The organism is Reella acinonychis (genome assembly GCF_052828705.1).
Genome location: NZ_CM128256.1, coordinates 140441 through 163239 on the forward strand (window position 1 = coordinate 140441; position 22799 = coordinate 163239).

Below are 22799 nucleotides of genomic sequence, written 5' to 3' on the forward strand. Positions count from 1 at the left end.
TCTCAGAAAATCCATAAAAAAAGACCGCACTTTAATTAAAAAGTGCGGTGTAAATTAATTAAACTTCCGTTAAGCGTGCTGTGAAATGGCGCAATACTTTCGGCTCATACGTAAATGTCAAGCCTTTGATATTTTTCGCATTATCACGTACATGTTGGAAAGCTTCAATAATAAAGTCCATGTGCGTTTGTGTATAAGTTGCACGTGGAATAGTTAAACGCAGTAATTCAGCTGGGCAAGGTAATTGTTTACCTGTTTTTGGATCACGTCCTAATAAGAATGAACCAATTTCCACCGCACGAATACCCGCTACTTTATAAAGTTCACAAGCTAATGCTTGAGCTGGGAATTGATCCGCTGGGATATGTGGTAATAATTTACCTGCGTCAACAAACGCAGCATGGCCACCTGGTTGCTGACAAACCACACCAATTTTTTCTAATCCATTAACCAAATATTCAATTTGATTGATGCGGTAAGCTAACCAATCTTGACGCATACCATCGCGTAAACCAACTGCCAAACGCTCCATTGCGCCACCTTCCAAACCACCATAAGTTGGGAAACCTTCTTGTACTACGCAAAGGGTGCGGCATTCATTGTACACATCTTCCATTGATTTATCTTTGAAACAGAGTAAACCACCCATTGGCACCATGGCATCTTTCTTCGCAGACATCGCTAAGGCATCTGCATATTTGTAGCTTTCATAGGTAATTTGTTCAATGGTCCAGTCTTTATATTCTGGTTCACGTTGTTGGATAAAATAAGCATTTTCAGCGAAACGTGCAGAATCCATCACAACAGGAATATCGTATTTACGCGCAATTTCATACATGGCTTTCATATTTGCGAGAGAAACTGGCTGACCACCTGCTGAGTTACAAGTAATAGTACATACAATATAAGGGATATTATTAGCGCCGACTTCTTGGATACCTTGTTCTAATTTTTCTAAATCAAAGTTACCTTTAAAATCATGCTCAACGCCGGTATCAAAAGCTTCTTTAATATAGACATTACGAACTGTTGCGCCATTTAATTGGCTATGACCTTGAGTCGTATCAAAGAAATAGTTAGAGAATACTACCATTTTGCTACGATCTAAGCCTTTTTCTTGCTCACGTTTTTTAATTAAAACAGGAATATAGATTTGCTCAGCACCACGACCTTGGTGAGTTGGAATCGTATATTCATAACCAAAAATTTCTTTTACCGCATTTGCTAAGGCATAGTAGCTACGGCTACCACTATAGGCTTCATCGCCACGCAACATTGCAGCTTGCATATCTTGCGTAACTGCACCTGTACCACTATCGGTGAGTAAATCAATAAAAATGTCTTCACTATCTAATAAAAACGGGTTCATCCCTGCTCTCAAAATCGCTTCTTCACGATATTCACGCGTTGTGCGTTTTACAGGTTCAATAACACGAATACGGAATGGTTCTGGTAAATGTTTAAAGTTTTCCATAATTAAATCCTCTAAAATAGGTATAAAAAGACACAACAATTATATATTGTTGAAATAACTATAAATTAAATATTTAGAACGCGAGCGGTAACTCGCACAAGATTAGGCAATTATGGGAAAATACAACGAGAGTTTTGGGTCAACTAGCACCCAAACTTGATTAGGTGACAAAATTGGCAACATAAACTTATCCTTTAAGTAAGAGGTGACATAATTTATGATTTCCACATTGTTTCTCAACTGCACTTAACAATGCCACCACAAACATAATCGAATTCGTTTACTTTGTCACTGAGATTAATTCATAATTGTGAGCCACTTCACAAACTAAATGTAGAATATATAACAATAAAAAAGTGCGGTGTATTTCACCGCACTTTTTATCTTCAACTCAAAGCAATTAGACAATAGCGTTTTCCGCATTGACTTCGCCCATTTCACCAATGAAACGCACTTCTGGTGCTAAATACACATCAAATTTAGCAGCGACAGCTTGACGAATATGATGTGCTAATTCTAACACATCTAACGCAGTGGCATTTCCTTTGTTAATAATGACTAACGCTTGATTTTGATGAACTGCAGCACCACCAACGCTGTAACCTTTTAAGTTACATTGATCAATCAACCAACCGGCAGCCAATTTTACAAAGCCATCCGCTTGAGGATAGTTCGGTATGCTTGGATATTCGGCTTGTAAATCGCTAAATTGACGTTGTGTCACCACAGGATTTTTAAAGAAACTGCCAGCATTTCCCCACTCTTTTGGATTAGGTAATTTACTTTGACGCATCGCACAAACTTCATCAAAAATCTGTTGTGCAGTAACTGTATTTTCATCAAGATTAGCAAGGCTGCCATACTTAAGCACAGGTTTCCACTGTTTAGCTAATTTCAATCCAACAGCTGTCACCACAAAACCATGAGCATATTGGTGTTTGAAAATACTATCGCGATAGCCAAATTGACATTCATCACGCGTTAAACGAAAAACCGCGTTTTTTTCCAAATCCAGCACGTCAACGTAATCGCATACATCTTTAAATTCGACACCATAAGCACCAATATTTTGAATTGGTGCGGTGCCTGCACAACCAGGGATTAAAGCCAAATTTTCTAACCCTTTTATGCCTTGCTGTAACGACCATTGCACTAAATTATGCCAATTCTCGCCACCTGCAACATCTAAATAATGGAAGTCTTCATCTTGTGCATGAATAATCCCTTTCATTTTATTGACACAAACTGTACCAGCAAAATCACGCAAAAAGAGGACATTACTGCCTTCACCTAAAAATAGAAAAGGTTGATTATTTGCTTTTGCTTCATCCCAAGCTTGTTTAATTTGCTCAAGTGCGGTGATTTCCACGATATTTTTTGCTTGTGCATCAATAGCAAAGGTATGGTATTTTTTTAAACTGAACATACGACTCCTTAAGGCAATAATTGTTCAAGTTGCCATAAATTTTCATAGCTTTCACGATGACGAATAACAAAAGCTTGATCGCCATCAACCATAATTTCTGCGGTGCGCGGACGAGAATTATAGTTTGAACTCATGGTTGCACCATAAGCTCCCGCAGAACGTTGCGCAAGATAATCCCCTTCTTCAATGGCTAAAGTTCGCTGTTTACCTAAGAAATCAGCGGTTTCACAAATCGGTCCCACAACATCATAAGTATCTGCTGAACGCGCTAAAGTGCGGTCAATTTCAACGATATTCATATAAGCACTATATAAGGCAGGGCGAATCATATCATTCATACCCGCATCAACAATGGCAAAATGGCGATCTTCATTACGTTTAATGTATTCCACTTTTGTCACCAAAATACCCGCATTAGCAGTGATTGCACGCCCTGGCTCCAGAATAATCTCAAGTTGATAATCCTTTAGTTTCTCTAATAATGCTTTGGCATATTCTGTCGGATGAGGTGGGGTTTCATCAGTATAGGTCACACCTAAGCCACCACCGAGATCCAAATGTTGCAATACAATACATTCTTGTTTTAACTGTTCCATCAGCACAATTAAACGATCAGTAGCATCTAAGAAAGGTTGTAACTCAGTGAGTTGTGAACCAATATGGCAATCCATACCCGTTATTTTAATATGTGGTAATTTTGCTGCTTGGCGATAAACATCCAATGCCAATTCAACACTCACACCAAATTTGTTTTCTTTCAAACCCGTTGAAATATAAGGATGCGTATGAGCATCCACATCTGGATTCACGCGTAAGGAAATAGGCGCCACTTTTCCTAATCCCCCCGCCACATCATTAATACGATAGAGTTCAGGCAAACTTTCGACGTTAAAGCAACGAATACCCACTTGCAATGCTCGCTCAATTTCGGCTTCTGTTTTTGCCACACCTGAAAAAACAATTTTATGAGGTTCGCCACCCGCTTTTAACACGCGTTCTAATTCGCCTTGGGAAACAATATCAAATCCCGATCCCAATCTCGCCATGGTTTGTAATACAGCAATATTTGAATTAGATTTCACTGCAAAACAAATCAAATGAGGATAATCGCCAAACGCTTTATCAAAAGCGTGCCAATGACGTTCCAATGTGGCTTTTGAATAAATATAAAGCGGTGTGCCAAATTGTTGCGCTAATTGCTTAACAGGCAATGCTTCAGCAAAAAGCTGATTTCCTTGATACTGAAAAAAATCCATTTATCAACCCTATTTTTGCTGCGTTTGTTCCGTTTGATTGTTTTCTTGTGGGAAATATAAAGGTCCTTTCACGCCACAAGCTGCTACCATGCCACAAAGTGCGGTTAAAATTGCGAAAGAAATTAATTTTTTCATCATTCTGTCCTGTATAAAAACCTTTTCTTGCATTCTACACTATTTTATAGGCAATGTTTCATTTTATCGCTACCCTTAACCGCAAAAAATCTCTATAATTCAGGCTCAAAATGCAGAAAAAAGGATACAAAATGAACTTAGCTGAATTCCACCAAAATATTGAACAAGTTTGGGATCACATCGAAGAACAATGCGACGAACAAGATGCCGATGTCGATTTTGAGCGTCAAGGTTCTGTTTTTACCATGACCTTCGGCAATCGTTCACAAATTGTGATCAACAAACAAGAAGCTATGTTAGAACTCTGGTTGGCAAGTCGTTTGGGCGGATTACACTTTGCTTGGCAAAATGAAGATTGGATCAACGCTGAAGGCAAACGCTTTTATGATTGCTTATCTGAAGCTTGCGCCGCACATGGCGAAGAAGTGAGCTTTTCTTAATGTCCCTTTCCTCTGAAAGTGCGGTTAAAAATCCTCAAAATTTCACCGCACTTTCTCAAGCACAGCAGGTTCTACAACAGGTTTTTGGTTATCAATCCTTCCGCAAAGGGCAGGAAGAAGCCATTCATGCTGCATTACAAGGACAAGACAGTCTAATCGTCATGGCAACGGGTAATGGGAAATCTCTGTGCTATCAAATTCCTGCACTTTGCTTCAGCGGTTTGACCCTCGTTATTTCGCCCTTAATTTCTTTAATGAAAGATCAAGTTGATCAACTACTTGCCAATGGCATTGCCGCAGATTACCTCAATTCAACACAAAGTTATGAACAGCAACAACAGGTGCAAAATAAAGCGATTTCAGGACAACTTAAATTGCTTTATCTTTCACCTGAAAAAATCATGACAAACAGTTTTTTCAGTTTCATTTCCCATTGTCATGTAAGTTTTATTGCGATTGATGAAGCCCATTGTATTTCGCAATGGGGGCATGATTTTCGTCCTGAATATATTCAGTTAGGTAACCTCAAAAAAACTTTTCCTAATGCGCCGATTATGGCATTGACCGCAACGGCAGATCGCACAACTCGACAAGATATCCTGCAAAATCTGCACTTAAATCAACCGCACTTATATGTGGGTAGCTTTGATCGTGCCAATATTCGCTATACCTTAGTGGAAAAATTCAAACCAATTGAGCAATTATGTCATTTTGTGGCGGCACAAAAAGGAAAAAGTGGCATCGTCTATTGCAACAGTCGTAATAAATCGGAAAAAATCACAGAAGCATTGAAAAAACGTGGTATTGCTGCCGATTTCTACCACGCTGGCATGGATATTGCACAACGTGAACGTGTACAAAGTGATTTCCAGCGCGATAACATCCAAGTTGTTGTGGCAACTATTGCTTTTGGTATGGGTATTAATAAATCCAATGTGCGATTTGTGGCACATTTTGATCTTTCTCGTAGCATTGAAGCCTATTATCAAGAAACAGGACGCGCAGGGCGTGATGACTTGCCCGCGGAAGCAGTTCTTTTTTATGAGCCTTCTGATTACGCTTGGCTTTATAAAATGCTAATGGAAGAGCCTGAAAGTAATCAACGTGATATTAAACGACATAAATTAGAAGCCATTGGCGAATTTGCTGAAAGCCAAACTTGTCGCCGTTTGGTATTACTCAATTACTTCGGCGAAAATCGGCAAACACCTTGTAATAACTGCGATATTTGTCTCGATCCACCGAAAAAATACGATGCACTTATTGATGCACAAAAAATTCTGTCGACCATATACCGAACTGGTCAACGTTTTGGCGTGCAATATGTTATTGCCGTCATGCGTGGCATGAATAATCAAAAAATTCGCGAACATCAACACGATCAACTGAGCGTTTATGGTGTTGGTAAAGACAAAACCAAAGAATATTGGCAATCCGTCATTCGCCAATTAATTCATTTAGGTTTTATCCAACAAATCATGAATGAAGTAGGCGTTCAGCTTCAATTAACTGAAAGTGCAAGGGCTATTTTACTTGGACAACAAACATTACAACTTGCTACACCACGCCTTTCAGCGATGACGACAATTGCCGTACCACAAAAAGCCGCAGTAACCAATTACGACAAGGATCTCTTTGCTCGCTTACGCTTTTTGCGTAAACAAATTGCGGATAAAGAAAATATCCCACCTTATATTGTATTTAGCGACGCGACTCTACAAGAAATGGCTCGATACTTGCCTACGAGCAAAATTGAAATGTTGCAAATTAATGGTGTTGGTCATATTAAATGGGAACGTTTCGCCCAGCCCTTTATGGCAATTATTCAACAGCATAAAGCCAATCTGAATGCTTCCAACAACCTATTACAACTGAGTGAATAAAAAAACCGCACTAATAAAAGTGCGGTGTATTTTAAGGAAGTTTTGACGAAATTAAGCGAAATGTTTTTCTAAATCGTCGCTGCCGCCAATATATTGACCACCAATAAAGACTTGTGGCACGCTGGTTTTGCCAGTGATTGCACGCACAGAAATAGTTGACGCGTCACGACCTAATACGATTTCCTCAAAAGTATAACCTTTTTCTTTTAATAGGTTTTTCGCTTTAGCACAGAATGGGCAACCTGGTTTCGTAATAATAGAAACTGAAGGTTTTGCAGTCCAATCTGGTTTCAAATATTTGATCATGGTATCAGCATCAGAAACCTTAAATGGATCGCCTGGCTCTTGTGGCTCAATAAACATTTTTTCTACCACACCATTTTTCACCAACATAGAATAACGCCAAGAACGTTTACCAAAACCTAAGTCTTCTTTGCCCACTAACATGCCCATGCCTTCAGTGAACTCGCCGTTACCATCTGGAATAACAGTAATGTTTTCAGACTCTTGATCCATTTTCCACGCGTTCATTACAAAGGTATCATTCACAGACATACAAATAATGTCATCAACACCTAACGCTTTGAATTCGCAAGCTAATTCGTTATAACGAGGTAAATGCGTTGAAGAACAAGTTGGAGTAAAAGCGCCTGGCAATGAGAAAAGCACTACTGTCTTATTATCGAATAAATCAGCAGAAGTAAGATCAACCCAAGCATCACCTTGGCGAGTATGGAATGTAACTTGAGGGACTTTTTTCCCTTCCATATTTGACATAATAATCTCCCATTTTTATTAAGGTTGTTTTTCCACGTGAGATTATAACGAATTTTATGATATAGTTACAAACTGTTACTCCCGATTGATTAGGTCATATTAATAAGAGATTTGTATGAATATCCGAGATTTAGAATATCTTGTCGCCTTGTCCGAATATAAACATTTTCGTCGTGCAGCTGAAGTTTGTCATGTCAGCCAGCCAACGTTAAGTGGACAAATTCGCAAGTTAGAAGATGAACTCGGCACCATATTATTAGAACGTACTAGCCGTAAAGTGCTTTTCACCCAATCGGGCCTGCTCTTAGTTGAACAGGCGAAAACCATCCTAAGAGAAGTCAAATTACTGCGCGAAATGGCAAGCAATCAAAGCAAAGAAATGAGTGGGCCATTACACATTGGTGTCATTCCAACCATCAGCCCTTATTTATTGCCTTATATTATGCCGACATTAAAGCGTGAATATCCGGATTTAGAACTTTTCCTTTATGAAGCACAAACCGCTCAATTAGTCGATCAACTAGAAAGTGGACGATTAGACTGCGCCATTGTCGCCGCTGCAGAAGAAGCTGATCCATTTATCAATGTGCCTATTTTCAACGAAAAAATGCTGTTGGCGGTTTCTGAACATCATCATTGGGCAAAAGAAAAACAAATCAAACTGTCCGAATTAAAAGGTAAAGCCATTTTAATGCTCGACGACGGACATTGTCTGCGCGATCAAGCCTTAGGTTATTGCTTTACCGCTGGCGCAAAAGAAGATACCCATTTCCAAGCAACCAGCCTAGAAACTTTGCGCAATATGGTGGCGTCCAATGCGGGCATTACTCTAATGCCTCAACTTGCAATGTTACATGATGCAAACCGTCAAGGTGTTACTTATATTCCTTGTACTGATCCCGAGCCGACACGCTCAATTAGCTTAATTTATCGTCCCGGATCGCCGCTACGCCAACGCTATGAGCGAATTGCACAAACTATTGCAAATACCATCAAGCCAATATTAGTTGAGAAATAAAAATGGCAGGAATTCGAGCGCTCCAAAAAGAAAAAACACGCCGCGCCTTAATTAACGCAGCCTTTAACCAACTTACCGCTGAAAAAAACTTCGCTAATCTAAGCTTGCGTGAAGTATCTCGCGAAGCCGGCATTGCGCCAACCTCTTTCTATCGTCATTTCAAAGATATGGAAGAATTGGGGTTAATTATGGTGGATGAAGCAGGTTTAACCTTACGCCAACTCATGCGCCAAGCACAAAAACGCCTGCGCAACGGAGGCAGTGTGATTGAAGTGTCCATTGACACCTTTTTTGAATTTATCGAAAACAGCCCCAATGTTTTTCGCCTATTATTACGCGAAAGCTCTGGCACATCTTTGCTTTTTCGCACCGCAGTTTCACGCGAGATTAAACATTTCACCGATGAATTAGGCGAATTTATTGCCTATAAATTCAATTACTCGCGTCATGTGGGCTATGTACAAGCGGAAGCTAGCGTTACCCTCACATTTAATGCCATGTCAAAAGCACTGGATATGGATAAAAAAGAACGAGCAGAATTAAAAGAACGAGTGGTTTTACAATTACGCATGATCGCCAAAGGCGCACAATTCGCAGCTGAAAAGGAAAAACTCTCGCAAGTTAAAAATTAATCTAATTGCAATGTGTTCTTTTTGCAAAGGTTCAAACAAAAAGTGCGGTGAAAACTTATTGATTTTCCACCGCACTTTTATCAATTAGCTGACTTAGAATTTTTGAACGAAATCAGCGTAAGCTTTAATAAAGTTCTCTAATAATTGTTTCACTGAATCAGAAGCAATTTCGCCTTGTTCATTAAATACGCCACTGAAAATGCCACTGATATTAGCTGCAAAAGGAAGGGTTGGCATATTGATAAAACCACCAGCAGCAATAACGCGTAATTGATCTGCAGTGCGAATACCGCCTGAACCGCCTAAAGAAACAATACCTGCAGGTTTACCTGGCCATAAGCTTGAACCCATTGGACGAGAGCCAACATCGATTGCATTTTTAATCATTGCTGGTACGCCACTGTTGTGTTCTGGTGCAACAAATAACACACCATCAGAAGCCGCAATTTCAGAACGGAAACGCTTGTATTGTTCTGGGCTATTTTCATCTAAATCGCGATCATATAAAGGTAAGTCTGCAATTTCAATCACATTTAATTGAAGACTTTCTGGTGCGATTTGTTTTAAATGGTTGACAACAATTTTACTTAATGATGTTTTGCTATTACTACCCACTAGCACTGCAATTTGTTTTGCCATATTCTTTTCCTTTTTCTTATGTTGAGATTTTCGATTTTCATTCTAACGCGTTCCACAAAAATGGCAAACGCAAATTTCGTTAATACATTTTCAACTAATAATAAATAATGGACAAGATAACATCATTGATATGGGCAAATTCGCCGACAAATGCGGAAAAGTGCGGTGTTTTTTTAAGGATTTTTGTGTAGAATGTAGAACAATTTAGTGATAACAAAAGGAGAGGATTATGACAAAAATTATTCATACTGATAACGCACCTGCTGCAATTGGCCCTTATGTACAAGCAGTTGATTTAGGCAATTTAGTTCTCACTTCAGGGCAAATCCCTGTTAATCCTGCGACAGGCGAAGTGCCAGCGGATATCGTTGCACAAGCGCGTCAATCATTGGAAAATGTCAAAGCCATTATTGAACAAGCCGGTTTAACTGTGGGTGATATCGTAAAAACAACGGTATTTGTGAAAGATTTAAACCATTTCGCTGCCGTCAATGCGGAATATGAGCGTTTCTTTAAAGAAAATAATCATCCAAATTTCCCCGCACGTTCTTGCGTGGAAGTAGCTCGTTTACCAAAAGATGTTGGCGTTGAAATTGAAGCTATTGCAGTGAGAAAATAAACCTATGTCATCACAATTTAAATTAATTGGTTTTGATTTAGATGGGACGTTGGTCAACAGCCTGCCCGATTTAGCCTTATCCGTTAACTCTGCCTTAGCAGAATTCGGCTTACCGCAAGCGGATGAAGAATTGGTCTTGACTTGGATTGGCAATGGCGCTGATGTACTGATTAGTCGTGCATTAAATTGGGCAAGCCAACAATCTCAAATCAATCTGACAGAACAACAAACGCAACAATTAAAACAACGTTTTAATGTTTATTATGGCGAAAATATTTGCAATGTCAGTCAGTTATACCCAAATGTCAAATCCACGCTGGAACAGTTGAAAGCGCAAGGTTTTATCTTAGCAGTGGTGACCAACAAGCCAACGCAACATGTTCAACCTGTGTTGAAAGCCTTTGGTATCGATCATTTATTTAGTGAAACCTTAGGTGGACAGTCCTTACCGGCGATTAAGCCTCATCCAGCTCCATTGTATTATTTATGTGGCAAATTTGGGCTGTACCCACATCAAATACTCTTTGTGGGAGACTCACGCAATGACATTATTGCGGCTCATTCTGCAGGCTGTGCAGCGGTCGGATTAACCTATGGCTATAACTACAATATTCCTATTGCGGAGAGCAAGCCTGATTGGGTATTCTCAGACTTTGCCGATATTTTAACTATTGTATAAAACTGCGGTGGAAAAATTCCATTTTTTATAGGCGTACTCGCGACACCTCTTTTATCAAGGATAAGCAAATGACAAAACCTGTTGTATTAAGTGGCGTACAGCCCTCTGGCGAACTCACTATTGGTAACTATCTTGGCGCACTACGCCAATGGACAAAAATGCAAGATGACTACGAATGTCTATTTTGTATCGTGGATTTACATGCAATCACTGTCCGCCAAGATCCCGCAACTTTACGCAAAGCCACATTAGATGTACTTGCACTCTATTTAGCTTGCGGGATTGATCCAGAAAAAAGCACCATTTTCATTCAATCTCATGTGCCTGAGCATAGCCAATTAGCTTGGATTTTAAATTGCTACACCTATTTCGGTGAAATGGGGCGCATGACGCAATTTAAAGATAAATCTAGTAAGCATGCGGACAATATCAATGTGGGTCTTTTCACTTATCCAGTATTAATGGCAGCGGATATTTTGCTTTATCAAGCCCATCAAGTGCCTGTTGGTGAAGATCAACGTCAACATTTAGAAATTACGCGTGATATTGCTAATCGTTTCAATGCGCTTTATGGTGAAGATCAATTTGTGATCCCAGAAGCTTTTATTCCAAAAGCAGGCGCTAAAATTATGGCGTTACAGGAGCCGACGAAAAAAATGTCGAAATCCGATGATAACCGCAATAATGTGATTACCTTGTTGGAAGATCCAAAATCCGTTGAGAAAAAAATCAAACGTGCAATGACGGATAGCGACGAGCCACCTGTTGTGCGCTATGACGTAGAAAATAAAGCAGGCGTATCCAACTTGTTGGAAATCCTTTCTGTGATCAGCGATAAGCCAATTTCAGCATTAGAAGCAGAATTTGAAGGCAAAATGTATGGTCATTTGAAAGGTGCAGTAGCTGAAGAAGTGGTGAAAATGTTGACAGAATTACAACAACGTTTCCACCATTATCGCAATGACGAAGCATTACTGAATCGTATTGCTGCGGAAGGCGCACGTAAAGCACGCGAACGTGCAGCAAAAACATTAGCGAAAGTCTATGATGCGGTTGGTTTTGTGGCTGCCAAATAAACTTTCAAAGCAAATAATGGTCTAACTAAGGCGTGTGATAAGCACGCCTTAATTTTTAGGGAAAGAAGATGAAAACAATTAAAATTTTAACCGCACTTTTTGCGCTAGGAACAGCCTCTTTGAGCTATGCAGAAAGCTACAATATCAAATACAGTTCTAATTACTTAATGCCGGCCTATGTGAATTTTAATGAAACTGGTAGCCAATATACCATTCACGCCAAAATTAATGTGCCACTTTATAAAATCGAATTCATTTCATCAGGCAACCAAGCCAACCGCCAATTCCATATGCTCAATTACAAAGATACCCGTAATGGCAAAACTTATGCTCAAGCTAAAATTAATGGAAAACAAATTGAATATGGCAAACTTAAAAGTGGCTTAAAAACCGAAGCTATTGATGTGCCAACCTATGATTTATTTACCATGGCATTTCAGTTAAGTTATTACGATAAATTGCCAGTCAATTTCATTACCACTAATGGCAAAAAACTCTATCCAATGAATAATGTGTTTGTGAAAAAAAGCGAACGCAATGTGAAATTAGATAAAGCAACAAGCGCAACTGAAATTACTTATACATTCCATACCGGCGATAAAGATATTACGGTAAAAAAATACGCTGGCGAGAAATTCCCTCGTTACTTAAAATATAGCCGAGATGGCGATGATTACGAGCTTACCTTTAGTGAATTTGTAAAATAAAGATTGGAGGTTGATATGAAAAAACTAATCAAATTAGGTGTGATTGGTTTAAGTGTTATCCTCTCTGGTTGCACGATGTTACTATGGGATTATGATCCCGTAACGGAAGAAACGGTAAAAAGAGAAGACTTTGCTAAAGACAACGTACGCGCCTTTGGGCAAACGAAAACGAATCAGCAATTAGTGATGATGGGAGATACCTATTGGTATTTCATTAATCCTGAGGAAAGTGCTGAATTGTTTAAGGTGCTAAACACGAAATTACCCAAAGCCTTTTCAACTGCACAAAATCAGCCATTTAATGTGGTGTTAAGTGAAAATGCAAAATCATTTTATTCCAACTTTACTTTATATTACGAACCTCAAAACAGTAAAGAAAAGGCGATTTTAGAAAATCTGGGATTTAATCCTACAAAACAAAACCCAAAACTGTATAACAAGGGTTACCGTTTAACTGGTGAGATGTACCTTAAAGCTAATGATGTAGCGAGAAATTACCAATTTGAAACCCCATTGCCAATTCATATTAAAACCGAAAAAACATCAACCAAAATAACTGATCCTGTAGGGTTTGTGGCAAAAGTAGTAGCAACTCCTGCAATGTTGGTGGGCGATGTGGCTTTAGTTGGATTAGCGATTTTATTATCACCGATTGCGGCAATAAGCAATTAATTTAAATCACGAGATGATAAAAAAGGGGGTATGAAAACACCCTTTTTATTATTTCTTCTTTTGTGTGGCATTCATAAATTATCAAAAATTCCACCGCACTTTTTTATAACTAACGAGGTTTATACAACTTCATCGCTTCTGGTAATAAACGTTGTAAGTTTGCTTGACGCGCATTATCACTTGGGTGCGTTGAGAACAAGTTGGCTAATCCACTTTCGCCACCACCCGCTTGTTTCATTTTTTGCCATAATCCCGGGGCAGCTTGTGGATTATATCCAGATTTAGCCATCAGCATTAAACCTACTTCATCCGCTTCTGTTTCATTACTACGAGAATAAGGTTTGGAAGCAATTAAATCCACTGCGCCACTACCCAATCCGCTCGCATCAGCACCTAAAGCAATAGAAGCACCAATATCAAGAACAGTACCAAAAATGGTCGTTGCAACACCCACATTACGAGAAGACTTGCCATGCTCTTTTAACGCATGCGCCATTTCATGCCCCATTACAGTAGCAATTTCTTCATCATTCAGTTTTAAATTATCCACTAATCCAGTATAGAACATCATTTTACCGCCTGGCATTGCCCAAGCATTCAGTTCTTTACTTTTAACAACTGCAATTTGCCAGTTAAATTTCACACCAGTTTGGTTTTCTTGCCTTGCATAAGGCACCATTTGATGGAATACATTTTGAATACGTTTTGATGTGGTAGAGCTAGTATCTAATACGCCTTTTGCTCTAGCTTCTGCCAATACTTGCGCATATTGACCTTCAGACTCTCGGTTAATTTCCGCTGTTGTGGCACAACCTGTTAATACAGCACTGCCTAAAGCAACAACGACAAATTTTTTATTTACGCTTAACATAACGATTTCCTAAGTAAAAAAATACCGCTTTGTTGGCGCAAAGCGGTATATTATCAATTAATTATTTCTTAGCGCGTTCGAAAGATTCGAGGATTTCTTGACGTGCTTCATTCACATCGCCCCATCCTTCAACTTTCACCCATTTACCTGCTTCTAATGCTTTATAGCTTTCGAAGAAGTGTTGGATTTGTGCTTTTAATAAAGCTGGAAGATCGTTCACATCTTTAATGTGATCATATTCTTTGCTTAATTTTGTATGTGGTACAGCGATAACTTTTGCATCACCACCCGCTTCGTCTGTCATTTTTAATACGCCAACTGGACGGCAACGGATCACTGAACCTGGTTGTAATGGATATGGTGTTGGCACCAATACATCCACAGGATCGCCATCTGATGATAAGGTGTTATTGACATAACCATAGTTGGCTGGATAGAACATTGCTGTTGCCATGAAACGGTCAACAAATAATGTACCGGTTTCTTTATCTACTTCATATTTAATTGGATCTGAATTCGCTGGAATTTCAATCACAACATAAATATCATCTGGTAATTCTTTACCTGCTGGTACGCTTTCTAAACCCATTTTGGCTTCCTTCTTATAAGAACAGTTAATAAACACATGGATTATAACGAGATTTAGTTGGTTTTGCTAGAAAGTGCGGTTAGAATACTAAAAATTTTTCATGATTTAAGGATATAACTATGCCAACACTCAGTGTCGCTATGATTGTCAAAAATGAAAGCCAAGATCTTGCTTTGTGTTTAGATACAGTGAAAGATTGGGTGGATGAAATTATTATCCTTGATAGCGGAAGCACTGATAATACTGAACAAATTGCGCGTGATTATGGTGCGAAATTCTACCAAAATACAGATTGGCAGGGATTCGGCAAACAACGTCAATTAGCACAGCAATATGTCACCAGCGATTATGTTCTTTGGTTAGATGCAGATGAACGTGTCACTGACGATTTACGTCAATCCATTCAAGTCGCTGTGGCAAAAAATGCCTCAGATACCGTATTTAGACTCCCTCGTTTAAGTTCTGTATTTGGACGTGAAATTCGCCATTCAGGTTGGTATCCCGATTATGTGGTGCGTTTATATCCTACCCATTTTGCTCAATATGGCGATGAATTAGTGCATGAACGGGTGCATTATCCCGACAACGCTAAAGTAGAGAAACTCAAAGGCGACTTATTACATTTCACTTACAAAAGCGTTCATCATTATTTAATCAAATCCGCTAATTACGCAAAAGCTTGGGCGGAACAACGTCAAAACAAAGGCAAAACAGCCAGTTTATTCGATGGTGTTTCTCATGCGTTAGCTTGCTTTGTGAAAATGTATTTATTTAAAGCAGGCTTTTTAGACGGCAAACAAGGCTTTTTATTGGCAGTCCTTTCTGCACATTCGACTTTTGTAAAATATGCAGAACTTTGGCAACGGACAAAAACGCAATAATAAGATCGTCAAATTTAAAAATTCCCTTTATAATGACCGCACTTTTCCGCAAAGTGCGGTTATTTTCATTCAAATTTTACAAGGAACTTTGCTCATGACAATGTTAAAAAACGATCGTTATTTGCGTGCTTTATTGCGTGAACCAGTGGATTACACGCCAGTATGGATGATGCGTCAAGCTGGGCGTTATTTGCCGGAATACAAAGCAACTCGCGCACAAGCGGGCGATTTTATGTCCCTTTGTCGTAACGCAGAGTTAGCTTGTGAGGTCACCTTACAACCACTACGTCGTTACGATCTTGATGCGGCAATTCTCTTTTCTGATATTTTAACCATTCCTGATGCCATGGGATTAGGATTAAGTTTTGGTGCAGGCGAAGGGCCAAAATTTGCTAAACCTATTGAAAACGTATTAGATGTGAAAAACCTTCCAATTCCTGATCCTGAAGGCGAACTACAATATGTCATGAATGCTGTGCGAACCATTCGCAGAGAATTAAAAGGCGAAGTGCCACTCATTGGTTTTTCTGGCAGTCCTTGGACACTTGCCACTTATATGGTTGAAGGTGGTTCAAGCAAAGCCTTCACGAAAATCAAGAAAATGATGTACGCCGATCCGCAACTTTTATATCAACTATTAGATAAAGTTGCCGACGCAGTCATCCTTTATTTAAACGCACAAATCAAAGCCGGTGCACAAGCGGTTATGATTTTCGACACTTGGGGCGGCGTGTTGGCACATCGTGACTATATTGATTTCTCATTACAATATATGCACAAAATCGTCGATGGCTTAATTCGTGAAAACGAAGGCAGAAAAGTACCAGTCACCCTGTTTACTAAAGGCGGTGGCTTATGGTTAGAACAGATTGCAAACACTGGTTGTGATGCGGTTGGTTTAGATTGGACTGTGAATATTGCGGATGCGAAAGCGCGCATTGGTCATAAAGTCGCTTTACAAGGCAACATGGATCCTTCAGTTTTATATGGCAGCGCTGAACGCATTGAACAAGAAGTGCGGTCTATTTTGGCTGACTTTGGACAGGGTTCGGGTCATGTATTTAATCTAGGTCATGGCATTCATTTAGATGTGCCAGTAGAAAATCCAAAAATCTTCGTTGATGCCATTCACGAATGGTCAAAACCTTACCACAAATAAATTTGGAGAACAAAATGCGTAATCCAATACATAAACGGCTTGAACGTTTTGAAACTTGGCAAAATCTCACTTTTATGGCGTGCTTATGTGAGCGGATGTATCCCAATTATCATCTGTTCTGCCAAGTAACTGAACAAGAAGACTTCGCTAAAGTTTATCAAAATATTTTGAACTTAGTGTGGGAGCATCTCACTGTCAAGGGCGCAAAAATTAATTTTGAGAATCAGTTAGAAAAGCTAGAAAGTATTATTCCTGATGTCAATGATTACGATTTTTTTGGCGTAGTTCCAGCATTGGACGCTTGCGAAGCACTTTCCGAATTATTGCATAGCGTTATTGCAGGATCGACTTTAGAACAAGCGATTAAACTCAGCCAACTTTCATTACAAACTATTGCCACTATGTTGGAAACACAGCAAGACAAAAGTTTATCCGAGTCCGAGCTAAAAAGTGCGGTAGAAATTGAAGAAGAATTGGATGTGCAATGGCAAATTTATCGCCTTCTTAAAGAACAAGAAGAACGTGATGTAGATCTCATTTTGGATCTCAAAAATGAACTTCGCAGCAATGGAATTTCAAATATTGGTGTAGAAATCCAAAAATAATTGTGATCTTTAACAAAATTTACAAAATAATGCTTTGATTTTAGCCATACTTCGCTTAAGCTAATGAGGCTGATTCAGCAGATATAAATTATCAAGGTAAAACAAATTTTGCTTTACCCCTCCAATAACGTTATATAGAACAAAATTTAAGGTATTTCATATGAACAAAACGGATTTAATTGATGCTATTGCAACTGCTGCAAATTTAACCAAAAAAGATGCAAAAGCAGCATTAGAAGCAACTTTAGGTGCAATTACCTCTAGCTTAAAATCTGGCGAACCTGTGCAATTAATCGGCTTTGGTACATTCAAAGTGAGCGAGCGTAAAGCACGTACAGGTCGTAACCCACAAACTGGTGCGGAAATCAAAATCCCAGCATCAAAAGTACCAGCGTTCGTTGCAGGTAAAGCATTAAAAGACGAAGTAAATGGTTAATTTATTTCTCATCTAATATCCAACCCTACCTCATGGTAGGGTTTTTTATTGCTAAAATTTCTTTCATTGCTATTTACATTATCATTTTTCTCTATATAATTTCGCTTCAAAACAAAATTGGCATATTTTATTAATGAAACGAAACTTAAGTCATCGTAACACGCAACAACGTCGCCACCATATTATGCAGTTATTACAACAGCAAGGTGAAGTGAGCGTAGAACAATTAGTCCAGCTTTTTGAAACATCAGAAGTCACTATTCGTAAAGATCTGACCGCCCTAGAAAATAATGGGTTTCTACTGCGTCGTTACGGCGGAGCCATTCTTATGCCGAAAGATTTTATTGAGGATGAACAAGATGCTGAAGTTTCGAAACGAAAGATTGCCATTGCAAAAGCAGCGGCGCAATGCATTAAAGATCATCACCGCATTATTGTGGATAGTGGTAGCACAACCAAATCGCTCATTAAACAACTAGAAGGTAAACAGGGATTGGTGGTCATGACCAATTCTATGTCGGTAGCAACTGAATTACACGCTTTGGAAAATGAGCCTACATTATTAATGACTGGTGGCACTTGGGATACGCGTTCAGAATCCTTCCAAGGAAAAGTGGCAGAACAAGTGTTACGCTCTTACGATTTTGATCAGTTATTTATCGGTGCAGATGGCTTGGACTTGGAACGAGGAACAACAACCTTCAATGAATTAGTGGGTTTAAGTCAAGTGATGGCGGAAGTGGCACGAGAAGTTATCGTTATGATTGAAAGCCAAAAAATTGGTCGAAAAATCCCGAATTTAGAGTTGGGCTGGGAACAAATTGACGTACTAATTACAGACGATTTATTGTCAGTACAGGATAAAGCAATCATTGAACAACATCATGTGAAAGTGATTATTGCTAAATAAATTTAATAAATGGGCATTGCCCTTAATTTAAAAAAGGAAAACTTATGTGTGGAATTGTCGGTGCAGTAGCACAACGTGATGTAGCACCAATCTTAGTAGACGGTTTACATCGTTTAGAATATCGTGGTTATGACTCTGCGGGCGTTGCTTTGCTTGGTCAAGATAAAAAAATGGCGGTTTTACGCCGCGTAGGCAAAGTCAAAGCATTAGATGATGCATTAGAAGAGAATTTTCTTCCAGGTGGAACCGGTATTGCGCATACCCGCTGGGCAACTCATGGCGAGCCTTCAGAAACCAATGCTCATCCGCATCGTTCAGGCAAAATCGCTGTGGTACACAATGGTATTATTGAAAACTATGAAGTATTAAAAGCCGAATTACAACAACGTGGTTATGTGTTCCAATCACAAACAGATACAGAAGTTATCGCTCATTTAGTGGAATGGGAACTACGCAGTTCTAATTCCTTATTAGAAGCAGTACAAAAAGCTGTCAAACAATTACGTGGAGCCTATGGTACAGTTGTATTAAATGAAGAAGAGCCGGAACATTTAATTGTTGCACGTTCAGGTTCGCCATTGGTTATCGGTTATGGTATCGGCGAAAACTTTTTAGCTTCAGATCCACTTGCCTTATTAAGTGTAACGCGCCGTTTTGCTTATTTAGAAGAAGGTGATGTAGCGGAAATTACGCGCACTCAAGTGAATATCTACGATCGCTCAGGTCAACAAGTAGAACGTGAAATCCACGAAGGCAATTTTGAATCTGATGCAGCAGATAAAGGCCCATATCGCCACTATATGCAAAAAGAGATTTTTGAACAGCCGGTTGCGATTATGAATACCTTAGACGGTCGCATTAAAGATGGTAAAGTGCATATTGAAGCCATTGCACCGAATGCAATGGAAATTTTATCCAAAACCCAACATGTACAAATTGTTGCTTGTGGTACTTCATACAATGCAGGCATGGTGGCTCGCTATTGGTTTGAAGCCATTGCAGGTGTGAGTTGTGATGTGGAAATCGCTTCCGAATTCCGCTATCGTAAATTTGTTACTCGCCCAAATAGCTTGTTAATTACGCTTTCACAATCAGGTGAAACAGCCGATACGTTAGCCGCACTTCGCTTAGCGAAAGAATCTGGTTATATGGCGGCAATGACGATTTGTAATGTAGCAAGTTCTTCGCTAGTGCGAGAATCTGACTTTGCCTTTATGACAAAAGCCGGAGTAGAAATTGGCGTCGCTTCAACCAAAGCCTTCACAACACAGTTGACTTGTTTATTATTATTGACTGCGGCATTGGGCCGTTTAAATGGCAAAGTGAATGAACAACAAGAACATCATATTGTTCAAGCGCTGCAACGTTTACCAGCACAAATTGAAAGCGCTTTAGTTTTAGATAAACAAATTGAAAAACTGTCTGAAGACTTTGCTGATAAACACCATACCCTATTCTTAGGTCGTGGTGAATATTATCCAATTGCAATGGAATCTGCATTGAAATTAAAAGAAATTTCCTATATTCATGCGGAAGCCTATGCAGCTGGTGAACTAAAACATGGTCCTCTGGCGTTAATTGATAGCGAAATGCCAGTTGTTGTTGTGGCACCAGAAAATGACTTATTAGAAAAAGTAAAATCTAATATTGAAGAAGTACGCGCGCGTGGCGGTCAATTATATGTATTGGCGGATCATGAAGCTGGCTTTGAAGAGAGTTCAGGCTTTAAAACCATTGTGTTACCAAAAGTAGACGAAGTGACAGCACCAATCTTCTATACGGTACCATTACAATTGCTTTCTTATCATATTGCTTTAATCAAAGGAACAGACGTGGATCAACCACGCAACCTCGCTAAAGCGGTAACGGTTGAATAATTCTCTCAGGGCGCACCACTGCGCCCTTTCTTTTTATCCTATTCCAATTAAAGTGCGGTTAATTTTTACGAAGTTTTGCTCGCATCGCTCGGCTATATAAACTGACACAATTCAGTTATAATAAGTCTATTTCTACAACGACCCATGTCGCCTTTTCTTTTATCTCAGTATGTTAAATAAAATTTTTACGTGGTTTGAAAATCGCATTAATGCCTATCCAGATGCACCACCTCAAACGCCCAAAGCTGGATTGCTACAATTTATTTGGTCAAACTTAGAAGGCACAAAAGCTTGGATTGCATTATTCGCCTTTCTCACTCTTTGTACCGGAATTGTCGAAGCCCTTATGTTTCAATTTATGGGCAAAATTGTTGATTGGTTAGGTCAGTATTCACCTACAACGCTATGGGCAGAAAAAGGTTTGCCACTCATCACCATGTTTGTGGTGCTGATTTTAAGCATTGGCTTAACTTTCCTCACGTCACTAGTTCGCTTACAAAGCTTACAAGGTGTTTTTCCTATGCGATTACGCTGGAATTTTCACCGCCTGATGCTAGGACAAAGCCTTAGTTTTTATCAAGATGAGTTCGCGGGGCGCGTATCGGCAAAAGTGATGCAAACCGCCCTTGCGGTAAGAGATACTGTGCTGACTGTTGCTAATATGGTGGTGTATGTTAGCGTGTACTTTATTACCTCAGGCGTGGTGCTCATTGCCTTTGATAGTTGGCTGCTATTGCCTTTTATTCTATGGGCAATTGCCTTTAGCATTATTTTGTATTACATCATTCCTAAATTAGCCAAAAGTGCTGAACGCCAAGCTGATGCCCGCTCCTTAATGACAGGACGCGTCACTGACGCTTATGCCAATATTGCTACGGTTAAATTATTCTCTCATGGTGCAAGAGAAGCGGCTTATGCCAAACATTCCATGCAAGAATTTATGCTTACCGTACATGATCAAATGCGCTTGGCGACTTTATTAGACACGCTAACCTACGCCAATAATATTTTGCTAACCTTAGGCTCTGCTGTTTTAGGTATGATTTTATGGCAACAAGGCGTGGTTGGTGTGGGAGCCATTGCCACTTCAGTTGCCATGGCATTACGCATTAATGGATTATCGCATTGGATTATGTGGGAATCCGCCCGCTTATTTGAAAATATCGGCACCGTAAATGACGGCATGCACACGCTGTCTAAGCCACATACCATCGTAGATAAAAACAACGCCTCAGCCTTACAAGTCACGAAAGGTGAAATCTGTTTTAATAATGTTGGCTTTGCTTATGCCAAAGAAAAAACCGTATTAACAGATTTTAATCTTCACATTAAAGCAGGCGAAAAAGTAGGTTTAATTGGTCGTTCTGGTGCTGGTAAATCCACTATCGTTAATCTTTTATTGCGTTTTTATGAAGCACAATCAGGTAGCATTACCATTGACGGACAAAATATTGTGGATGTGCAACAAGAAAGTTTACGCAGCCAAATTGGATTAGTGACACAGGATACCTCATTATTACATCGTTCTGTACGCGAAAACATTATTTATGGTCGCCCAAACGCTAGTGAACAAGATATGCTAAATGCAGCTCAACGGGCTGAAGCTGCGGATTTTATTCCTCTACTTAGTGATGCTCGTGGACGCACAGGCTATGATGCTTATGTAGGCGAACGAGGTGTCAAACTCTCAGGTGGTCAACGCCAACGTATCGCTATTGCGCGTGTTATGCTCAAAGATGCACCAATTTTATTATTAGATGAAGCCACTAGCGCATTGGATAGCGAAGTGGAAGCGGCAATTCAACAAAGCCTCGATAAAATGATGGAAAACAAAACCGTTATCGCCATTGCCCACCGTCTATCCACCATTGCTGCAATGGATCGATTAATTGTGATTGATGAAGGCAAAATTGTCGAACAAGGCACACACAATGAATTACTCGCCCAAAATGGTTTATACGCAAAACTGTGGCAACATCAGAGTGGCGGTTTTTTAATGGAAGTCAATGAATAAAGGACGCCTTCAAACGTCCTTATA

General features: G+C 39.4%; 25 protein-coding genes. 16 read left to right on the top strand and 9 right to left on the bottom strand.

Features of this window, described 5'->3' with window-relative positions:
• Positions 1-58: 58 nt before the first annotated feature.
• The 5 genes from tnaA to lptM all read right to left on the bottom strand — a co-directional run bounded on the left by tnaA (position 59) and on the right by lptM (position 4291).
• Entirely contained in the window at positions 59-1474 is a 1416-nt protein-coding gene (tnaA, locus tag ACUXZ4_RS00775; protein ID WP_464973170.1) for a tryptophanase, read from the bottom strand.
• Between the two features lie 102 nt (positions 1475-1576).
• The gene (gene tnaC / locus ACUXZ4_RS00780) at positions 1577-1657 is read right to left on the bottom strand and encodes a tryptophanase leader peptide (protein ID WP_464973962.1); all 81 of its coding nucleotides are present in this window, start codon (positions 1655-1657) and stop codon (positions 1577-1579) included.
• Positions 1658-1874: 217 nt separating this feature from the next.
• Entirely contained in the window at positions 1875-2900 is a 1026-nt protein-coding gene (gene murB, locus ACUXZ4_RS00785) for a UDP-N-acetylmuramate dehydrogenase (protein ID WP_464973171.1), read from the bottom strand.
• Positions 2901-2908: 8 nt separating this feature from the next.
• Positions 2909-4156, bottom strand: a complete 1248-nt coding sequence (gene lysA / locus ACUXZ4_RS00790) for a diaminopimelate decarboxylase (protein ID WP_464973172.1) — start codon at positions 4154-4156, stop codon at positions 2909-2911.
• A gap of 9 nt (positions 4157-4165) precedes the next feature.
• A complete protein-coding gene (gene lptM / locus ACUXZ4_RS00795) occupies positions 4166-4291 on the bottom strand; it encodes an LPS translocon maturation chaperone LptM (protein WP_464973963.1) in 126 nt (41 codons plus the stop codon).
• A 131-nt stretch (positions 4292-4422) separates the two neighbouring features.
• Between lptM and cyaY the strand changes: the two genes are divergently transcribed.
• Positions 4423-4731, top strand: coding sequence for an iron donor protein CyaY (gene cyaY, locus ACUXZ4_RS00800; protein WP_464973173.1), 309 nt, complete (start codon positions 4423-4425; stop codon positions 4729-4731).
• A complete protein-coding gene (gene recQ, locus ACUXZ4_RS00805; protein WP_464973174.1) occupies positions 4731-6614 on the top strand; it encodes a DNA helicase RecQ in 1884 nt (627 codons plus the stop codon). The genes cyaY and recQ overlap by 1 nt, the downstream gene beginning before the upstream one ends.
• Before the next feature lie 51 nt (positions 6615-6665).
• Here recQ and ACUXZ4_RS00810 read toward each other — a convergent pair whose 3' ends face one another.
• Positions 6666-7391, bottom strand: a complete 726-nt coding sequence (locus tag ACUXZ4_RS00810; RefSeq protein ID WP_464973175.1) for a glutathione peroxidase — start codon at positions 7389-7391, stop codon at positions 6666-6668.
• 115 nt (positions 7392-7506) lie between these two features.
• Between ACUXZ4_RS00810 and oxyR the strand changes: the two genes are divergently transcribed.
• A complete protein-coding gene (gene oxyR / locus ACUXZ4_RS00815) occupies positions 7507-8409 on the top strand; it encodes a DNA-binding transcriptional regulator OxyR (protein ID WP_464973176.1) in 903 nt (300 codons plus the stop codon).
• A 2-nt stretch (positions 8410-8411) separates the two neighbouring features.
• The gene (gene fabR / locus ACUXZ4_RS00820; protein ID WP_464973177.1) at positions 8412-9041 is read left to right on the top strand and encodes an HTH-type transcriptional repressor FabR; all 630 of its coding nucleotides are present in this window, start codon (positions 8412-8414) and stop codon (positions 9039-9041) included.
• Positions 9042-9134: 93 nt separating this feature from the next.
• On the opposite strand, the gene ACUXZ4_RS00825 is transcribed toward fabR, so the two are convergent.
• A complete protein-coding gene (locus tag ACUXZ4_RS00825; protein WP_464973178.1) occupies positions 9135-9680 on the bottom strand; it encodes an NADPH-dependent FMN reductase in 546 nt (181 codons plus the stop codon).
• Positions 9681-9909: 229 nt separating this feature from the next.
• Between ACUXZ4_RS00825 and ACUXZ4_RS00830 the strand changes: the two genes are divergently transcribed.
• The 5 genes from ACUXZ4_RS00830 to ACUXZ4_RS00850 all read left to right on the top strand — a co-directional run bounded on the left by ACUXZ4_RS00830 (position 9910) and on the right by ACUXZ4_RS00850 (position 13433).
• Complete coding sequence (locus tag ACUXZ4_RS00830) at positions 9910-10299, top strand: RidA family protein (RefSeq protein ID WP_464973179.1); 390 nt, start codon at positions 9910-9912, stop codon at positions 10297-10299.
• A gap of 4 nt (positions 10300-10303) precedes the next feature.
• On the top strand, positions 10304-10978 hold the full coding sequence (locus ACUXZ4_RS00835) for a phosphoglycolate phosphatase (protein ID WP_464973180.1): 675 nt from the start codon (positions 10304-10306) through the stop codon (positions 10976-10978).
• Between the two features lie 68 nt (positions 10979-11046).
• A complete protein-coding gene (trpS, locus tag ACUXZ4_RS00840; RefSeq protein WP_464973181.1) occupies positions 11047-12054 on the top strand; it encodes a tryptophan--tRNA ligase in 1008 nt (335 codons plus the stop codon).
• A gap of 68 nt (positions 12055-12122) precedes the next feature.
• Positions 12123-12761 carry a hypothetical protein gene (locus tag ACUXZ4_RS00845; protein ID WP_464973182.1) on the top strand — a complete coding sequence of 213 codons (639 nt, stop codon included), beginning with the start codon at positions 12123-12125 and terminating at the stop codon, positions 12759-12761.
• 15 nt (positions 12762-12776) lie between these two features.
• On the top strand, positions 12777-13433 hold the full coding sequence (locus ACUXZ4_RS00850) for a hypothetical protein (protein WP_464973183.1): 657 nt from the start codon (positions 12777-12779) through the stop codon (positions 13431-13433).
• 109 nt (positions 13434-13542) lie between these two features.
• Here ACUXZ4_RS00850 and ACUXZ4_RS00855 read toward each other — a convergent pair whose 3' ends face one another.
• Together ACUXZ4_RS00855 and ppa are read right to left on the bottom strand one after the other, a co-directional pair.
• A complete protein-coding gene (locus tag ACUXZ4_RS00855) occupies positions 13543-14304 on the bottom strand; it encodes a M48 family metallopeptidase (protein WP_464973184.1) in 762 nt (253 codons plus the stop codon).
• A 61-nt stretch (positions 14305-14365) separates the two neighbouring features.
• Positions 14366-14893, bottom strand: a complete 528-nt coding sequence (gene ppa, locus ACUXZ4_RS00860) for an inorganic diphosphatase (RefSeq protein ID WP_464973185.1) — start codon at positions 14891-14893, stop codon at positions 14366-14368.
• Between the two features lie 119 nt (positions 14894-15012).
• On the opposite strand from ppa, the gene ACUXZ4_RS00865 reads away from it, so the two are divergent.
• The 7 genes from ACUXZ4_RS00865 to ACUXZ4_RS00895 all read left to right on the top strand — a co-directional run bounded on the left by ACUXZ4_RS00865 (position 15013) and on the right by ACUXZ4_RS00895 (position 22775).
• Positions 15013-15774, top strand: a complete 762-nt coding sequence (locus tag ACUXZ4_RS00865; protein ID WP_464973186.1) for a glycosyltransferase family 2 protein — start codon at positions 15013-15015, stop codon at positions 15772-15774.
• Between the two features lie 94 nt (positions 15775-15868).
• On the top strand, positions 15869-16933 hold the full coding sequence (hemE, locus tag ACUXZ4_RS00870; RefSeq protein ID WP_464973187.1) for a uroporphyrinogen decarboxylase: 1065 nt from the start codon (positions 15869-15871) through the stop codon (positions 16931-16933).
• A gap of 14 nt (positions 16934-16947) precedes the next feature.
• Positions 16948-17538 carry a YjaG family protein gene (locus ACUXZ4_RS00875; RefSeq protein WP_464973188.1) on the top strand — a complete coding sequence of 197 codons (591 nt, stop codon included), beginning with the start codon at positions 16948-16950 and terminating at the stop codon, positions 17536-17538.
• Positions 17539-17698: 160 nt separating this feature from the next.
• Positions 17699-17974: an HU family DNA-binding protein gene (locus ACUXZ4_RS00880; protein ID WP_464973189.1), complete on the top strand. Its 276-nt coding sequence runs from the start codon at positions 17699-17701 to the stop codon at positions 17972-17974.
• 133 nt (positions 17975-18107) lie between these two features.
• Complete coding sequence (locus ACUXZ4_RS00885) at positions 18108-18884, top strand: DeoR/GlpR family DNA-binding transcription regulator (protein ID WP_464973190.1); 777 nt, start codon at positions 18108-18110, stop codon at positions 18882-18884.
• A gap of 44 nt (positions 18885-18928) precedes the next feature.
• On the top strand, positions 18929-20761 hold the full coding sequence (gene glmS / locus ACUXZ4_RS00890; RefSeq protein ID WP_464973191.1) for a glutamine--fructose-6-phosphate transaminase (isomerizing): 1833 nt from the start codon (positions 18929-18931) through the stop codon (positions 20759-20761).
• A 169-nt stretch (positions 20762-20930) separates the two neighbouring features.
• A complete protein-coding gene (locus ACUXZ4_RS00895) occupies positions 20931-22775 on the top strand; it encodes an ABC transporter ATP-binding protein (RefSeq protein WP_464973192.1) in 1845 nt (614 codons plus the stop codon).
• The last annotated feature ends 24 nt before the right edge of the window (positions 22776-22799 follow it).

Excerpts from the sequence above, each read along its gene's own strand:
- tnaA (WP_464973170.1), bottom strand. The coding sequence starts at position 1,474 with ATGGAAAACTTTAAACATTTACCAGAACCATTCCGTATTCGTGTTATT.
- tnaC (WP_464973962.1), bottom strand. The coding sequence starts at position 1,657 with ATGTTGCCAATTTTGTCACCTAATCAAGTTTGGGTGCTAGTTGACCCA.
- murB (WP_464973171.1), bottom strand. The coding sequence starts at position 2,900 with ATGTTCAGTTTAAAAAAATACCATACCTTTGCTATTGATGCACAAGCA.
- lysA (WP_464973172.1), bottom strand. The coding sequence starts at position 4,156 with ATGGATTTTTTTCAGTATCAAGGAAATCAGCTTTTTGCTGAAGCATTG.
- lptM (WP_464973963.1), bottom strand. The coding sequence starts at position 4,291 with ATGAAAAAATTAATTTCTTTCGCAATTTTAACCGCACTTTGTGGCATG.
- cyaY (WP_464973173.1), top strand. The coding sequence starts at position 4,423 with ATGAACTTAGCTGAATTCCACCAAAATATTGAACAAGTTTGGGATCAC.
- recQ (WP_464973174.1), top strand. The coding sequence starts at position 4,731 with ATGTCCCTTTCCTCTGAAAGTGCGGTTAAAAATCCTCAAAATTTCACC.
- ACUXZ4_RS00810 (WP_464973175.1), bottom strand. The coding sequence starts at position 7,391 with ATGTCAAATATGGAAGGGAAAAAAGTCCCTCAAGTTACATTCCATACT.
- oxyR (WP_464973176.1), top strand. The coding sequence starts at position 7,507 with ATGAATATCCGAGATTTAGAATATCTTGTCGCCTTGTCCGAATATAAA.
- fabR (WP_464973177.1), top strand. The coding sequence starts at position 8,412 with ATGGCAGGAATTCGAGCGCTCCAAAAAGAAAAAACACGCCGCGCCTTA.
- ACUXZ4_RS00825 (WP_464973178.1), bottom strand. The coding sequence starts at position 9,680 with ATGGCAAAACAAATTGCAGTGCTAGTGGGTAGTAATAGCAAAACATCA.
- ACUXZ4_RS00830 (WP_464973179.1), top strand. The coding sequence starts at position 9,910 with ATGACAAAAATTATTCATACTGATAACGCACCTGCTGCAATTGGCCCT.
- ACUXZ4_RS00835 (WP_464973180.1), top strand. The coding sequence starts at position 10,304 with ATGTCATCACAATTTAAATTAATTGGTTTTGATTTAGATGGGACGTTG.
- trpS (WP_464973181.1), top strand. The coding sequence starts at position 11,047 with ATGACAAAACCTGTTGTATTAAGTGGCGTACAGCCCTCTGGCGAACTC.
- ACUXZ4_RS00845 (WP_464973182.1), top strand. The coding sequence starts at position 12,123 with ATGAAAACAATTAAAATTTTAACCGCACTTTTTGCGCTAGGAACAGCC.
- ACUXZ4_RS00850 (WP_464973183.1), top strand. The coding sequence starts at position 12,777 with ATGAAAAAACTAATCAAATTAGGTGTGATTGGTTTAAGTGTTATCCTC.
- ACUXZ4_RS00855 (WP_464973184.1), bottom strand. The coding sequence starts at position 14,304 with ATGTTAAGCGTAAATAAAAAATTTGTCGTTGTTGCTTTAGGCAGTGCT.
- ppa (WP_464973185.1), bottom strand. The coding sequence starts at position 14,893 with ATGGGTTTAGAAAGCGTACCAGCAGGTAAAGAATTACCAGATGATATT.
- ACUXZ4_RS00865 (WP_464973186.1), top strand. The coding sequence starts at position 15,013 with ATGCCAACACTCAGTGTCGCTATGATTGTCAAAAATGAAAGCCAAGAT.
- hemE (WP_464973187.1), top strand. The coding sequence starts at position 15,869 with ATGACAATGTTAAAAAACGATCGTTATTTGCGTGCTTTATTGCGTGAA.
- ACUXZ4_RS00875 (WP_464973188.1), top strand. The coding sequence starts at position 16,948 with ATGCGTAATCCAATACATAAACGGCTTGAACGTTTTGAAACTTGGCAA.
- ACUXZ4_RS00880 (WP_464973189.1), top strand. The coding sequence starts at position 17,699 with ATGAACAAAACGGATTTAATTGATGCTATTGCAACTGCTGCAAATTTA.
- ACUXZ4_RS00885 (WP_464973190.1), top strand. The coding sequence starts at position 18,108 with ATGAAACGAAACTTAAGTCATCGTAACACGCAACAACGTCGCCACCAT.
- glmS (WP_464973191.1), top strand. The coding sequence starts at position 18,929 with ATGTGTGGAATTGTCGGTGCAGTAGCACAACGTGATGTAGCACCAATC.
- ACUXZ4_RS00895 (WP_464973192.1), top strand. The coding sequence starts at position 20,931 with ATGTTAAATAAAATTTTTACGTGGTTTGAAAATCGCATTAATGCCTAT.